General features: G+C 61.8%; 11 protein-coding genes. 9 read left to right on the forward strand and 2 right to left on the reverse strand.

Features of this window, described 5'->3' with window-relative positions:
* Positions 1-409 precede the first annotated feature (409 nt).
* The 4 genes from SGJ19_25325 (at position 410) to SGJ19_25340 (ending at position 5,595) form a co-directional block, all read left to right on the forward strand.
* Positions 410-994 carry a DJ-1/PfpI family protein gene (locus tag SGJ19_25325; GenBank protein MDZ4783583.1) on the forward strand — a complete coding sequence of 195 codons (585 nt, stop codon included), beginning with the start codon at positions 410-412 and terminating at the stop codon, positions 992-994.
* 149 nt (positions 995-1,143) lie between these two features.
* The gene (locus SGJ19_25330) at positions 1,144-2,478 is read left to right on the forward strand and encodes a DUF1501 domain-containing protein (protein MDZ4783584.1); all 1,335 of its coding nucleotides are present in this window, start codon (positions 1,144-1,146) and stop codon (positions 2,476-2,478) included.
* Between the two features lie 160 nt (positions 2,479-2,638).
* A complete protein-coding gene (locus SGJ19_25335) occupies positions 2,639-4,684 on the forward strand; it encodes a hypothetical protein (GenBank protein ID MDZ4783585.1) in 2,046 nt (681 codons plus the stop codon).
* A gap of 32 nt (positions 4,685-4,716) precedes the next feature.
* Positions 4,717-5,595, forward strand: a complete 879-nt coding sequence (locus SGJ19_25340) for a phytanoyl-CoA dioxygenase family protein (GenBank protein ID MDZ4783586.1) — start codon at positions 4,717-4,719, stop codon at positions 5,593-5,595.
* Positions 5,596-5,681: 86 nt separating this feature from the next.
* On the opposite strand, the gene SGJ19_25345 is transcribed toward SGJ19_25340, so the two are convergent.
* The gene (locus tag SGJ19_25345; GenBank protein ID MDZ4783587.1) at positions 5,682-6,710 is read right to left on the reverse strand and encodes a WYL domain-containing protein; all 1,029 of its coding nucleotides are present in this window, start codon (positions 6,708-6,710) and stop codon (positions 5,682-5,684) included.
* Positions 6,711-6,820: 110 nt separating this feature from the next.
* Positions 6,821-8,833, reverse strand: coding sequence for a TolC family protein (locus SGJ19_25350; GenBank protein MDZ4783588.1), 2,013 nt, complete (start codon positions 8,831-8,833; stop codon positions 6,821-6,823).
* A 626-nt stretch (positions 8,834-9,459) separates the two neighbouring features.
* On the opposite strand from SGJ19_25350, the gene SGJ19_25355 reads away from it, so the two are divergent.
* The 5 genes from SGJ19_25355 (at position 9,460) to SGJ19_25375 (ending at position 15,315) form a co-directional block, all read left to right on the forward strand.
* The gene (locus SGJ19_25355; protein ID MDZ4783589.1) at positions 9,460-10,503 is read left to right on the forward strand and encodes a DMT family transporter; all 1,044 of its coding nucleotides are present in this window, start codon (positions 9,460-9,462) and stop codon (positions 10,501-10,503) included.
* Between the two features lie 214 nt (positions 10,504-10,717).
* Positions 10,718-11,968, forward strand: a complete 1,251-nt coding sequence (locus tag SGJ19_25360; protein MDZ4783590.1) for a putative sugar nucleotidyl transferase — start codon at positions 10,718-10,720, stop codon at positions 11,966-11,968.
* A 275-nt stretch (positions 11,969-12,243) separates the two neighbouring features.
* Entirely contained in the window at positions 12,244-13,140 is an 897-nt protein-coding gene (gene metF, locus SGJ19_25365) for a methylenetetrahydrofolate reductase [NAD(P)H] (GenBank protein MDZ4783591.1), read from the forward strand.
* A 121-nt stretch (positions 13,141-13,261) separates the two neighbouring features.
* Positions 13,262-13,729: a MarR family winged helix-turn-helix transcriptional regulator gene (locus tag SGJ19_25370; GenBank protein ID MDZ4783592.1), complete on the forward strand. Its 468-nt coding sequence runs from the start codon at positions 13,262-13,264 to the stop codon at positions 13,727-13,729.
* Positions 13,730-13,896: 167 nt separating this feature from the next.
* Entirely contained in the window at positions 13,897-15,315 is a 1,419-nt protein-coding gene (locus SGJ19_25375; protein MDZ4783593.1) for a PQQ-dependent sugar dehydrogenase, read from the forward strand.
* Positions 15,316-15,557: the final 242 nt, after the last annotated feature.

Consider the following 15,557-nt stretch of genomic DNA (forward strand, 5'->3'; position numbering starts at 1 on the left):
CCCAGAACCGTCCGGTCCCGCCCCGCACATTAGCCAGTAATGGCCCCGTTCCAACGCGCGAATCATGGCTCAACCAACCTTTTCGAGGGTCGACGAGGGTGCCACTGGCGGCTCGTCCGCCAGTTTTAGTGTGAACACGATGCTTGCACCGGCAGTCAGCACCCAAAACCGGTAGCGCCACCCAAGGCGCCTCGCCCGAGTTGTTTCAGTTATCGACAAGGTCTCGTTACCTTCGCTAGCTTAACAAACCCCGATTTGCCAACCGAGTTGGCCCGCGCGGCGTCCCAGCCCGCCACTCGCGTCATCACCGCGCCGGCCGGTACATTCAATAGAAGTCGGCGTGACCGAAATCATCTTCCCGCGCGGTGCATGATTCCCGCTGCGAAATCAATCAATCGAGAATTCCACCATGCAATCGAAACAACTGTTGATGCTGGTCGGCGACTACGTTGAGGACTACGAGGTGATGGTCCCGTTCCAAATGTTGTTAATGGTCGGGCATCGCGTCGACGCGGTCTGCCCGGGCAAGAAAGCCGGCGAGACAATCGCCACGGCGATCCACGATTTCGAGGGGGATCAAACCTACAGCGAAAAGCGCGGCCACAACTTCCGTTTGAACGCCGACTTCGATCAAATCCGTCGCGAAAAGTACGACGGACTGTTGATCCCCGGCGGGCGCGCGCCGGAGTATCTGCGATTGAACCCTCTGGTGCTGGAACTGGTGCGGTACTTCGCGGAAGCCAAGAAGCCGCTGGCGGCGCTCTGCCATGGCCCGCAATTGCTCACCGCCGCGGGGGTCGTCCGCGGCCGCGCGTGCACCGCGTATCCGGCCGTTCGCCCCGAACTCGAAGCCGCCGGCGCGAGTTGGGTCGAACCCAGCGGCAACCTGGACAGCGCCCACGTCGACGGCAACCTGGTCACCGCCCCGGCCTGGCCAGCGCACCCGGCCTGGATCCGGGCATTTCTGCAAGTGCTTGGCACGCCGGTGGGGTAGTGGAGCGGATTTCGCTGGAAAATATTGGAGCGCCGCGGCGAATACCTTATGATGAGGCCGTACGGCGGGACGCTGGCTTTGCGTCCGGTCCCTCCGCGCCTCTGCGTCTTCGCGGTTCAAAAAACGGAACAAACCCGAGGGTCGACGCCATGAAGTTCCATCGTCGCGACGTGCTACGGGCTGGGTTGTTGAGCGCCCTCGGCGCAAGCGCCAGTGGCTGGTTCCCGGTGCTAGCCGATCAGGCGGCGCTCGATCCGAAACGCCGCCGGCATTGCGTGCTGCTGTGGATGAACGGCGGCCCGTCGCAGACCGATACGTTCGACATGAAGCCCGGCCACGAGCACGGCGGGAGCTTCAAAGAGATTGAGACGAGCGCTGCCGGATTGCGGTTCAGCGAGCACCTGCCGACGCTAGCCAAACAGGCGGACCGGTTAGCGGTCATTCGCGGGCTGAGTACCAAAGAAGGGGATCACGGGCGCGGCACCTTCCTGATGCGGACCGGTCAGACGCCCGGCGGGCCGCTGCGTTACCCGACGATCGGCTCGTCGCTCTCGAAGCAATTGGGCTCGGACGAAGCGCCGCTGCCGAATTACGTCAGTATTTCGCCGTACACGCTGTTCAACCCCGCAGCGTTCAGCCCTGGTTTTCTCGGTCCGCGCTATGCCGCGCTGACGGTCGGCGCCACGGCCACCTACGCCCCGGGCAACGGCAACCAGCAACCAGCGGAAGGTTTTGCCGAACTCGGCGTCGACGACCTCCGCTACCCCGGTTCGGTTAGCGAGGCGCAAGCCCGCGGCCGCTTGGAGCTCTGGCGCACGTTGCAGGATGGATTCTTGTCGAAGCATCAACTCTCCGCGCCGATCGCGCATGACACGGTCTATCGCCGCGCTGTGCGGATGATGGATAGCGAAGCCGCCAAGGCCTTCGATTTGAGCGAGGAATCGAAGGAAGTCCGCGAGGCCTACGGGCGCGGCCGTTTCGGACAAGGCTGTTTAATGGCCCGGCGCTTGATCGAGCGCGGCGTGCCGTTCGTCGAGGTCTCCCTCGGCAGCTTCGACGGCGGCGTTGGCTGGGATACGCACGCCGACAACTTCAACGTCGTGCAAAATCTCTCGAAGGAACTCGACGCCGGCTGGGGCACGCTCATGACCGAGCTGTCCGACCGAGGGCTGCTAGATTCCACGACCATCCTCTGGATGGGGGAATTCGGCCGCACGCCCAAAATCAATCAGAGCACCGGCCGCGATCACTTCCCCGACGCCTGGTCCTGCGTCCTGGCCGGCGGCGGCATCCGCGGCGGACAGGCCCACGGGCGCACTAGCGCAGATGGCCTCACAGTCGAAGAAGGCAAAGTCGGCGTCGGAGACGTCCTGGCGACGCTCACCAAAGCCCTCGGCGTCGACCCGGCAACTACGAACGAATCGGAGATCGGCCGTCCGATCAAGATTGCGGAAGGAACGCCGATCGAGGCGTTATTGGGGTAGTTTCAGCATGAAATGGCAAGTACGCATCGGTATTCTTTGCAGGTGATCGAATATGAGTGCAATTCGATTCGTATCGCGGCAAGGCTGTGTATTTGCATTGGGTTGTGGCTTGATGATCCGTGCTGTGGTAGCTGACGAGCCCGGCGCTCCGGCGGCGCCAATGGCTGTTCCGTCGAGTGCAACGGCCGATCCGACAGCCATTGAACTCGATCCGTTGCCGAAACCTTTGCGCGAGCAATTGGCGATTACGAGCGCGGAAGAATTTGAAGCCGACAGGCTTAAAGGCGATGAGGAACGCCTTGCCATTATCGACGACTTAAACGCGGCCTACAACAGGGATGATTTTGAGCGTCTCGACAACATCGTTCAAAAGTACCGTGATCAGCCTTACACGCTCGTGTGGGGCAAATCGGCGCTTAAACATGTTTATGAGTGGCTGGGGCGATGGGAGGAGGGTCAAGCTGGCGAACAGCACGAGGAGTGGTTGAACAAGTGGCTGAATGCGCGCCCAAAATCGGCGACGCCGCGGATTCTGCTGGCCGAGCGATACATCGAGTGGGCTTGGGAGGCTCGCGGATCAGGATTCGCTGGTTCGGTTACTGAAGAGGGCGGTAAACTATTCGTTGAACGCTTAGAGCGCGCGAAAGCTTACCTCAGTCAGGCCGAAAAACTGGAACACCCCGACGCCGAGCTCTATCGGCTGCGAATTTCCATCATCAAAGGCCTGGGCAGAGATCGAGATGAAGCGGACCCGGCGTTGGCGGCTGGAATCAAGCTCGATCGAACCTATCATCCGTTGTACGAGGGCATGGCGATCTATCTCCTGCCCCGCTGGCACGGACAGCCGGGCGAGGTGGAACAATTCGCCGACGAGTTGGTCAAGCGACTCGAAGGAGACCTTGGGCAGGAAATGTACCTGCGCGTCGCGGTGGCGGTGCTACCCTACGAACGGTCGAGGTTTTTCGCGAATACCGCCTTCGACTACCGCCAAATCATGGACGGTTGGCTGGCTTTCAGCCAGAAGTACAAATCACACGTCTACTTGCAGAACGAAGTAGCGTATCTTTCCGCTTTGCGCCGCGATCGACGGACGCTGTTGCCGCTTCTGAACGCGCTGAACGAGGAGCAACTTGATACGGACGTCTGGGGCGGCACCGGGTCGGCGCGATCATGGAGAACATGGGCGCGCGGAAATCAGCGTGTCAATGAACCTGAAGCAATGCGGCTTATTCCCGCTGATCGGTCTCCAGTCCGATCGCTCGCCTTCACCGCGGATGGCGAGCAACTTGTTACGTTTGGACCAAGGGGAGTCGATCCTGCCCTTATCTGGAGTGTTACGGACGTCCACGCCCTGGGCCGACTGCCGTCATTGGGCGCTCCGTTCAATGGTTACGCGGTGAGCGACGATCGCGAGCTGGCCCTAGCATTTGACGGCGATGCCGACGCGTCGGCAATAAAGTTCTTGCGCTGGAGTTTAGCCCGAGCGACGCCGCACATTGCGACGGCTGCTCCCACGGCGAGAATCGGCATGGCGACTTTTTCGCGAGGCGGCGACCGTATTGCCGCGCTGCAAGCCGATCGCGCGGTGACAGTCTGGAATACGGCGGACCTGCAGGAGGAACTGATGTCGTTTGACGTGTTCCATCCAACGGTGGACAAAAAACTCGTCGAGCGATTCAAGAATCGACCGGATGCGCTGCCCTGTCTCGCGATGGTGTTTTCCGGCGACGATAAACGCCTGTTGGCGGTCGTCGGGGATGAAGAGCTGCGCGTCTGGGAAATCGAGAATGGCCGGCTCATACAGCGGTGGTGCGCGGAACATGATCGGGCGCCGAAGGTGCGAGCGCTCGCTGCTTCGCGCGATGGACGCCTAATCGCGGTCGGATATGCTTTGACAAAGGCAGCGGCGATCGACTTGATCGATGCAACAACATTGAAGCCGGTGCTGCAGATCGAGCAGAAGTCCCCCGTAATTAGCGCGATTGCTTTCGACGACCAAGGCGAACTGGTGGCGGCAGGAGGCGATTTCCCCGACGTCCACATTTGGAGCACGAAGACCGGACGATCGCTGCACAGCTTTCGCGTCAGCCGTCCTGATGTGCGCTGTCTGGCGTTTTCACCGGACGGGGCTCTATTGGCCGTAGGATGTGCTGATGGCGCGGTGCGGCTCTACGACATCTCCCCCTACCGTGCCAAAACCCCTTGACGTCATCGCCGAGTCGATCACACTTTCCCATTATGGTTGCCGATCTCGCCGCCCGTCATGAACTTATCAGTGATCTCTTCACCTGGCCGCAATCCCGCGCGGAGTGGGATCAGTATCGCCTCAGCGACGAGCAGGTCGCCTTTTACCACGAGCAAGGCTACCTGGCCGGCGTGAAGCTGCTTGACGATCGTCAGGTCGAGCGGCTGCGTGGCGAACTGCAAGGACTGTTCGACCCGAATCACGCCGGGCGCGAGCTGTGGTACGAGTACCACACGAACGAATCGGCCGATCCGAGCCGCGTGTTGTTTCACGCCCTCGGCGCTTGGCGAATCACGCCCGGCTTTCACGACATCCTTTGGAACCCCGCGTTCCTGATGGCGGCCAGTCAACTCTTGGGCGGCTCGGTGCGGTTTTGGCACGACCAGTTGTTCTGCAAGCCGGCCCGGCATGGCGGCGTCGTGGCCTGGCACCAGGATTATTCGTACTGGACCCGCACCAAGCCGATGGCGCATCTGACTTGCTGGACCGGACTGGACGACAGCACGCGCGAAAACGGCTGCGTCTATTACGTGCCCGGCAGTCATCGATGGGAGTTGCTGCCGATCACAGGCCTGGCCGGCGACATGGAGGCCATCAAAGAAGTCCTCACGCCGGAGCAATGGACGCAGTTTAACATGCCGGTCGCCGCGGAAATGAAAGCCGGCTACGCGGCCTTCCATCACCCGTTGATGGTGCACGGCTCGTTCGCCAACAGCACGGAACGCCCCCGCCGCGCCGCGGTGATCAACGCCTTCCGCGACGGCACGCGTTCAGACTCCAACGACGTGCTGCTCGCCGGCGTACCGTCAGTGCCGACCGGCGAAACCATGCAAGGCAAGTTCTTCCCGTTGCTTTACGAGGCAACGCCGTAGGTCAGGCTTTCCTGTCTGACGGATTCAGCGGCTTTTTTGTATACGTGAGTTCAGATCGTCAGGCGGGAAAGCCTGACCTACGGCAATCAAACCGTACGGCGCCTGCGAATCTTGCGCGCCGGTTTCACTTCAATCACCGGCGTGATGTCGTGATACTGCGCCAACGACCTCGCGGTGCGGTCGGCGACGAGTTGGCGGAGCGCTTGTGGTGCGATCACTTCCGCCTGATCGCCATAGCCGAGGATCCACCAGGAGATTTCGTTCAATCCGGAAACGCGCACGTGAAAATCGAGCATGCCGTCGTCGCGCTTCACGGTCTTTTGCGTGCGATGCCAGACGACTTCGGCGACATTCTGCGCGACCATCTTACGAAAGCGAATGTGCACGTCGTGATCGGCGCCGCGCTCGCGGATCATGTGCCAGGCGTTGCCTAAATATCGCTGCAGGCTGAAGCCGCTGGGCACCGTAAAGCGTTCGTCGAGCAAATCCAGTTTCAAAATGCGGCCGAGATGATAAGTCCGCACCGCGCGGTGATAGGACGAGCGCCCGACCACGTACCAACTGCGGCGACTGAACCAAATTCGATACGGGTGCAACTTGGTTGCGATGACCGCCCATTCCGTGAGGCTGTCGTAGCGAATCCGCACCGCGCGTCGCGCGGCGGCGGCTTGCACCATTTGCTGATAGGTGCTCTCGTGCCCGTCGAGCGCGTGCCGCGGTTCCATGCGGATTTGCACGCCGCGTCCCGCGCCGCGCAAATAGTCGCGCAGCTGCGCCGGCAGGCTGCTTTCCAGCTTGAGTGCCGCGCTGTGCGCCGCGCCTTGGAACGGGACGCCTTGCTTGCCACCGAGCTGATGGCACAGCGTCAGGAGCGCGAGCGCTTCCTGGGCATTGAGATCGGTGGCCGGAAAGGCGAGGTCGCCGGCGACGGAATAGCGCTCCGTGTCCTGCTCATACTCGATCTGCACTCCCACGCCGCGAAGCATCTGCAAGTCGCGGAAGATAGTGCGGCGGGCGACGCCGCACGTCTTCGCCAGGCTATCAGCGTTTTGACCAGGTCCGGTTTGCAACCGTTTCAAGAGAGCCAGCATGCGGCCAAGTCGCGTGCGATTCATGCGAGCCCTGTCGAATAGTATTACGGTTGCTGGCCATCGACCTCCTGCCGTGATGGGTTTGCTTTACACTGCTTGGACGTTCGCACTGCGCCTACTACCTCGTCGCCGTGCTATTGCACTTCGGTCGGCAACGGCAACTCCTCGACTCGCTTCGTGCCGGCGGGTGGCGCCGGGCGGCCCGGTTGATCCGTGCCGTTTTGCAGCATCTCGCCGCGGCTGAACACGCCCGGCCGAGTGTAACCATAATCCATGAAGAGTCCGGCGTCACGTTCGCGGGCCCGCTTCTTGGCGTCGAAGTACGCCTTGGCCGGCCACGGACCTTCCGCCAGGTACACGCCATTGTATTCCAGCAACGAGCCCTTGCGAAGATGTACGTCGCGGATAGACAAATTGTAGTCGGTCAGCGCCCGGTAGTATTGCCGTTGAGCTTCCGACAAGCGGCGCTGGGCCTGCAGCACCTGGTCGAGGATCGTCGAGCTGGCCGCGGGATCGGTGTTTAGTTGGAAGCGGCTCTGCGCGGCCGACAGCTCGTCTTGAGCCCGAATACGTTGGTTGTGGATCGTCAGGGCGTTGACGTAATACCGATCCATGTTGGCGAACGCGTCGCGTAACTGCTTGGAAACTTCCAACTCCTGGTCCTGCAAGATGGCCCGATCCCGGGTCAAGCTGAGCTGTGCATTGCGCACGCCAGCCAACTGCTGCCGGAACCCGAGCGGCACCAGGGCCTGCAAACCCATCTGCCATTCCTGGAAGTCGCCGTCGGTCATGGTTTCCAGTGCGTTGTCGAACTGTGGGTTATGTCCTTCGGCGTCGCCGGCCAGGTGGTCGCCAAAGCCGCGCCAGCGGTAGAGGGCCACCATATCCAACCTGGGCAGCAGGAAGTTCTTCGACGCCTGCAGGCGGAGCTCGCCTTGCTTGATGATCCACTTTTGGCGGCGCAGCTCGACGCTCCGCGAGAGGGCTTCGGTATGCACTTCGGACCAGTCGAACTTCACCGGAGCGTTGGCCGGTTCGTCCGCCGGGCGAATCAGCCGGCCGTCCGTATGGGTCAGGCCCATCACGTAACGCAGTTGGCTTTCGGTTTGATACAAGTTGGCTTGCGCGGTCTCCAATGCGCCGCGGGCGATGTAGAATTCGCTGTCGGCCCGGGCGATGGCCAAGGCGTCGGCCTCGCCGCGGCGCACCTGCGTGTCCGTCAGACGGTAGGAATCGAGGGCCGCGTCGCGAAAGTCCTTCGCGGCTTCCAAATTGCGATAGGCGAAGTACAGCTCCCAGTACGCGGTCTCCACGTCGGACGTGAAGTTGCGCACCGTGGCTTCGAAGTCGGCCAACGCGATGTCGACGTTCGTGCGGGCGATCGTCACGCCATTGAAGAACCCTGGCGAGCTCGCCTGGAAGCCCGAGGCCCCGGTCGGCCCCGCAATGCGGTTGTAATCCGTGCCGGCGCCTTGCAACAACGGATGGCGGAATTCCGCCTCGACGTTCATATCCCAGTTGCTAAGAAACAAGTTCGACGGGTTGTTGTTCCAGTCGTAGGCGGTGTTCTGCCGGACGGTCGTCGTACCGCCGGTGGCCGTGTTCTTGGTCAACGCGGCCTGGAACGTACCGCGGTCCTGCCGCAACTCACGAGCGAGCAAGTTCGGGAAGGCCAGGTTCACCGGCCGATCGTTGTTCTCCCAGAACACACTGCTACTGAACTGCGTATCGAACGCGCTCAACGCGGCTTCGGTGCCGAACCGCGGATCGCTTTCGGTGATGGCTGGGTTATAGATCGTCTGAGCACTGCCCGGGGCGGACGTCAACTGCGTCGGCGTGGCCAGCACTTGTCCGGAAATCTGACGGAAGACCTTGCTGTTCTCCAGCGAGAGCTGGATCACTTCCTGGAGCGTGAGGTCCCAGTATTCTTCGATCTGCTGTTCGCCCAGCGTATGCGGCGTGGCAGCGTTCTGTACCTCGTCCAGGCTCGGCACGTCTACGTCGGCCAGCTCGATTCGGGTCGCCACGCCTTCGTAGTGCGACAGGTCGCCGTCTTCGAAGAAGTAGAACGGTTGGCTGGGGCGGCAGCCGGCGAGCAGCGAGATCGAAAGCAGCCACACGCCAGTTGAGCGGAAATGCCGGTTCATGGAATCGATTTCCTAGTTGAATCCTGACCACGCGCGCCAACACGCGCTTTGCCCGCGCGGAATAATCGGCAGCCTTGATATCGTCATCCCAATCCGCAGACTTTCACGAAACTACTTTTTGGGAAAACTTCGCGTGACAGGAAAAGTCTGACTAGCCACCGCATGTCGCCCTGTCGAGTGAGTTGACCGCGAAAGACGCAAAAGGGCGCGAAACTGGGAGGGGACGGCGATTTGTTTGCCGGCGTAGTTGCCGCTAAGCCCAGGGAAGGCCCCAATAGTCGTTGCCAATGGTGACAACTTTGGGGGCCTTCCCTGGGCTTTTCCTGCACAGCGACGATCTTCCAACCATTGCTACACCGGACCCGCCCTGGTCGACGTCCCGAGCGCGCGATAAGTTAGATGGAAGAGTGGCTGCCCGGCAGGCTGGCGGCCCGCGCCTTAGGACGCATCCCCCATTCTGAGCAGGACTTAACGCCCATGGGCCAGGCACTTGTTGGCATTCTGTTGATGACGGTCCTGTTGTTCGCGGTCGTGGCTGGCGTCGCACGTGTGACGTTAGGCAAATAGCGCGCGCTGGATGGTTTCCGTCGCGTTCTCGATCTCGTTCCGCACGAAAGGCCCGTTCCGTGACCAACCCTGCCGCCGACGCGCATGCCGCGAGGCGTCGGGTGATGTGGGGCACGGGCTTCGGGCTCGCTTCCGCCGTGGGCTATACCGGCGCGAATGCCTTTCTACGCGAAGCCTCGATTCTCTCCGACCCCGTCTGGGTCTCCTGCGTTAAGGCGGTGCCAACGACGATCCTGTTTGTGCCCGTGCTGCTCTGGCAGTGGGCGCAAGGGAACCCGCCGTGGACTTCGCGCCGCGCCGCCGCCGGACTGGCGGTCGCCGGGCTACTCGGCCAGGCGGTAGGCAATGTCAGCTTTCAATACTCGCTCGGCGTGATCGGCATGGCGCTCTCCGTGCCGCTTTGCCTAGGGACGCTCTTATTCGGCACGGCGCTCTTGGCTCGGCTGTGGCTCCATGAACCGGTAAGCACTCGCTCTGCCGTGGCGATGTTGGTGCTGCTTGGCGCCGTAGTGGTGCTCTGTTTCGGCGCGGGCGACGCCCATCGCGCCGTGCAGCATGCTCAGGCGACGACCCATGACGGCTGGGCCGTTGGGCTCGCGGTCACCGCCGCCTGTCTGTCCGGATTCACGTACGCATTCCTTGGAGCGGTGATTCGCAAAGCCGTAACGGGCAATGCCACGTTGGCCGCCACACTTGTCGTAGTGAGCATCGTGGGCCTCGCCAGCCTGGGGCCAATGAGCTACTACCGCCTCGGCTTTGAAGCGATGGGCGCTACCACCTGGCTGCAATTCCGCCCCATGTTGCTGGCGGGCTTATTTAACGCGGCGGCGTTCTATGCACTATCGAAAAGTCTGCAACTGTTACCGGTGCTGCACTACAACCTGCTGAACGCCTCGCAAACGGCCTTCGCGGCCGTAGCGGGCGTGATGTTTTTTGAAGAACCCATTACCCCAGCCCTCAGCCTCGGCGTGATTTTGACGATCGTCGGCCTGATCTTGATGCAAGGCCGTTCCCGCCGGGCGGCCGTGATCACGGACGATGCGACGCCGATGCTCGAACCGTCTGAGCGAGCGCACTCAGAGACGGCCAAAGCAGGTCATTGAATACGGCTCGCGAGATTCCCGATTCGGCTTATTACTCTCTAATTCATCGGGACTCTTTTCAGCGAATAATTTGCAAGAGATTCGCCGCGCTAACCCTTAGACCGGCGACTTTGGCGCCCCCAGGACTGGCTCCCGCATAGCATCCAAGAGCTACAATTGTGTGGCGATAAACGGCCAGCGCCCTGAGTTCCCCGATCTACGGTCCTTACTCCCCATGCCCCTCCTGATTTTCGAAGACGAACACGTCTCACGGCTCTACCCGGTGACCGTTGGGCGGCCGGCGTACGCCATTTCCGTGGGGAGTTACCGGCTCATCGATCGCCTGCTGGCGTGGAACGAGGAACTCACCACGGTCGTGCGGCCGCACTTGCGCGCGGTCGAACAGGCCGACTATGCCCTGGCCGCGCGCGGCGGCGCGGGGGACGGACTCGTGCTCGCGGTCAATGCCCGGCTGGTTCCATCGGCCGAAGCGATTAAGCAACTGCGGGCGATCTACGAGGCGCGGAACATCGGCGTCGTCCGGACCGGCGACGCCATCGCCGCGGCGCTCCTGCCGCAGGATATGCGCCCGCCGGCCGAGGAAGTCGACGCGGCCATGTTAGTCCGCCATCTCGGCGACTTGCGGTTGCCGTCGCTGGTCACGCCCGGCCAGGACTACGAGTTGCCGTTGCTCGACTATCCGCACGACATCATTCGCTATCACATGCGCACGTTGCGGGGGAATCTCGACGAGCGATTGCACCTGGGCACGTATCAGGAAATCGCCGACGGCGTCTTTGCCGCTCCCGGGGCGACGTTGGGGCAGTATGCGGTCACCGACACGAAGGCCGGGCCGATCCTGTTGGAGGAGAATGCCCGCATCGGCCCGCATTGCTATTTGAGCGGTCCGGCCCATCTCGGCCCCAAGGCCCGCATCATCGAACACTCGGCGATCAAGGACGGCGTGGCGCTCGGGCACACGACGAAGATCGGCGGCGAGATCGAGGCCTCGATCATCGAGCCGTACACCAACAAGCAGCACTACGGCTTCTTGGGGCACAGCTACCTGGGCAGCTGGATCAACATGGGCGCCGGCACCTGCAATAGCGACCTGAAGAACACCTACGGCCAGGTCAACATGGAGTACAACGGCCGCAAGGTGCCGACTGGCATGCAATTCGTCGGCGTGATCGTGGGCGACTACGCCAAGACGGCCATCAACACCGGCATCTTCACCGGCAAAACCATCGGCGTCTGCAGCATGGTCTATGGCTTCGTCACCACGAACGTCCCGAGCTTCGTCAACTACGCCCGGCTCTTCGGCCAGGTCACGGAAACGCCCGTCGACGTGATGGTGGCCACGCAAGCCCGGATGTTCGAACGCCGCAACGTAACGCAACGCCCCTGCGACGTGCAATTGCTGCACGCGATGTACGAGCTGACCCGGCACGAACGGCAATTGGCAGGCGAACCATTGTCGCTGTAGACACGAGGAAACGCAGCAAGGGTCACACTTGCCCGACGCGCAAGCGAGGGGGAGTGGACTCTGAGTTGAGTACAACGTTTACTCATGGACAGCGTCAACTCCCCCTCGCTTGCGCGTCGGGCTAGTATGGAAGTCTCCGTACGGGCGGATACAAATAGTGAATCCAGGATGACGAACGCGAGCTGCCCGACACTTTCCAATTGACAGGGCCGGTATCCCCCGGGACCATAGTTGTACGCCCATTCATCCATTGAAATCCGCAACTCTTCATTTCGATGCCCCTCCGCGCCGCCTACACCTCGCCAGCTTTCGGCCTGTCGTTCGAGCTCTATCCGCCGAAGACGGCCGCGGGCGATGACGAATTGCTGGCGAACGTCGCCGAGTTGATGGCGTTCCGGCCGAGTTACGTGACCTGCACCTATGGCGCCGGGGGTTCGACGCGCGGCAAGACGCTCGACGTCGTCGAGAGCGTTGCTAAGCGGTTTGGCTGCCCGGTGGCCTCGCACTTAACCTGTGTCGGCAGCACGCGGGACGACTTGCGCGACTATCTGCGTGAAGCGCAGTCGCGAGGCGTCTCCGCGATTGTCGCGCTGCGCGGCGATCCGCCCAAAGGCGAGACGACGTTTCAGGCCGTGACCGGCGGCCTGCGTTACGCCAACGAACTGGTGGAAATGCTGCGCGCGGAATTTCCCGGCTTCGGAATCGCCGTGGCCGGCTATCCGGAAAAGCATCTGGAAGCGCCGAGTCTCGATGTCGATCTCGCCAACTTGAAGCGCAAGGTCGACGCCGGCGCCGATGCGGTGATCACGCAGTTGTTCTACGACAACACGGACTTTTTCCGCTTCGTCGATCGCTGTCATCAGGTCGGCGTTCAAGTTTCAATCGTCCCCGGACTCTTGCCGGTGACAAATCTCAAGCAGATTCAACGCATCACTTCCTTGTGCGGCGCGAAACTGCCGCCAGCGTTCACCGCGGCCTTAGAACGCTGCGGTGACGATGCGGCAGCGCAGTTCGAGGTCGGCGTAGAGTTCGCCGCGCGGCAACTCGACGAATTGTTGCAGGCCGGCGTTCCAGGCGTGCACTTCTATGTGCTCAATAAATCGCAAGCCACGAGCCGCGTGCTGGATGCCGTGACCGGACTCTTGCCGGGGCACGAGCGTCGTGCGGAATAGACGCATTTCTACCTGTTTATTGCGTGCATACGCACCCAAAGTCGTGTCGCGGCGCGCATAGGAACGGGGCGCTCGGCGTGTTAGAATAGCAGGACTTCCGCCTGCTGGTGCCTCTCCTGTTATGTCTCAGTGCTCTCCGCCGCTCGATCTGCAAAAGTGCATTGAAGCGGCCACGAATTGCGCCTGCTTCAATTTTCGTAAGGCGTCGCGCGCGGTGACGCAATTGTTCGATGAGGCCCTGCAGCCCACGGGTTTGCGTTCCACGCAGTTGGTAATTCTGATCGCGGCGGCCGTCTTCGAAGGCGTGTCCGTCTCGCGTTTGGCGAAGGAGCTGGTCATGGATCGCTCCACGCTGACCCGCAATCTGAGGCCGCTCGAAAGGCGCGGATTGATCCTGCTCGAGTCCGGCAAGGATGAACGCACGCGACTCGTGCGACTGACTCCGGCCGGCCAGTCCGACCTGGCGGCCGCGCTCCCGGTCTGGGAGCAGGCGCAGTTGCAGTTCCAGGCAAAGCTCGGTGATGAGCGCTGGAAACAACTGCTGGCCAGCCTGGGAGCCACGGTCGAAGTGGCTCACGATTCGCGCTGACTCCCCGCGCCGCGCCGAAAGCCGTCCTGGAAATGCGTTCTCAAAAAATGTTTGACAGCGCATAGTCGTGCATATACAACAGGTGACGTTCGGTCACGCTCTTGGGCTGCGAAGGCCGATCGCATTGATTTTCTTGCGGTCACAACTTTCTCAGAGGAGCGGAGACCATGCGTCAAGCGGTTGTCCCTGCGCTATGGCTGGCGCTCGGTGCGCCCCAACTGGCCAGCGCCCAGCTAACCGACCCCATTCCGGCGCCGATCGCGAAAGGCGCCATCGCGATCGAACTCGCCCCCGTGGCGACCGGCCTCACGGCCCCCGTGCAATTGGCGGATCTCGGCGACGGTCGACTGTTTGTCGTCGACCAGGCCGGGAAGATTCTCATTCACCGCAACGGGCAGGTGGAACCCACGCCCTTCCTGGATGTCACGTCGCGCTTGCCGGAACTCGGCATTTTCGGCACCCACGATGAGGGCGACTTCGACGAACGCGGCCTGCTGGGGCTCGCGTTCCATCCCGGCTATGGCGATTCGCAAAGCCCAGGCTTCGGCAAGTTCTACACGTACAACAGCGAACCGGTCGGCCCGACGGCCGATTTCACGCTGACGTTGCCCGGCGGCGCTGCGTTCGACCACCAGGACGTGGTCACGGAATGGCAGGTCGATCCCGCGAACGCCGATGCGGCGAATCCGGCATCGCGGCGCGAGCTGTTTCGGATGGATCACCCGCAGTTCAACCACAACGCGGGCGGATTGGAATTTGGCCCCGACGGCTACCTGTACATTTCCGTCGGCGACGGCGGCAACGCCAACGACGTCGGCGACGGGCACAGCGATATCGGCAACGGACAGGACTTGTTGAACCCCCACGGTTCGCTGCTGCGGATCGACGTCGATGGCGACAACAGCGCGAACGGCCAGTACGGCATCCCGGGCGACAACCCCTACGCCGCGGGCGGAGGGCTGGGCGAGATCTACGCCGCGGGCCTGCGCAATCCCTTTCGCTTCAGCCACGACACGGCGACCGGCGACCTGATCGTCCCCGACGTGGGACAAGACAAAATCGAAGAGATCAACATCGTCGAACGGGGCGGCAACTACGGCTGGCGGCTGAAGGAAGGCACTTTCAAGTTCGATCACACGACGGGCGAAATCACGGATGATCTTATCGGCTTGCCCCCCGGGCTGATCGACCCGGTTGCTCAATACGATCACGACGAAGGCCTCTCGATCATCGGCGGATTTATGTATCGCGGCTCGGCGATTCCCGAGTTGCAAGGTCGCTACGTCTTCGGCGATTTCTCCCGAAGTTTCTTCGAACCCTCAGGGCGATTGTTCTCGGCCGACCTTACGACAGGGGAGATTGAAGAACTGGTGCTGGGCCTCGACGATCGCGACTTGGGGTTATTCGTCAAGGGCTTCGGTCAAGACGCGGACGGAGAGTTGTACCTGCTCGCCGGCACGAACCTCGGACCATTCGGTTCACTGGGAGCGATTCACAGAATAGTCCCAGTTCCTGAGCCAGGCGCGCTGTCACTCGCACTGATCGCGTCCGTCGCGACGCTCGTGATCCGGCGTCGACGACGATAAGTCGCCCGCTGCAATACCCGCGAAACCAGCGCGGAGATGTTGAGAAGTGAGGTGCAGGAATCGAATCTGCATGAGATGAACAGATCCGGAGCACTTCCACCTCGCAGCCCCCACTCAGCGTCTCCGCGCCTTCGCGGTTCAAATCCTGTCGCCCCGATTACTCTTTGACAAATTGCCGTGATCGGTCACTGTTGCGCCCGCGGCTGTAGAATCACAAGTTCTGTCGCGGGAGGCTTTGAGAG

This window comes from Planctomycetia bacterium (assembly GCA_034440135.1).
GTDB lineage: Bacteria > Planctomycetota > Planctomycetia > Pirellulales > JALHLM01 > JALHLM01.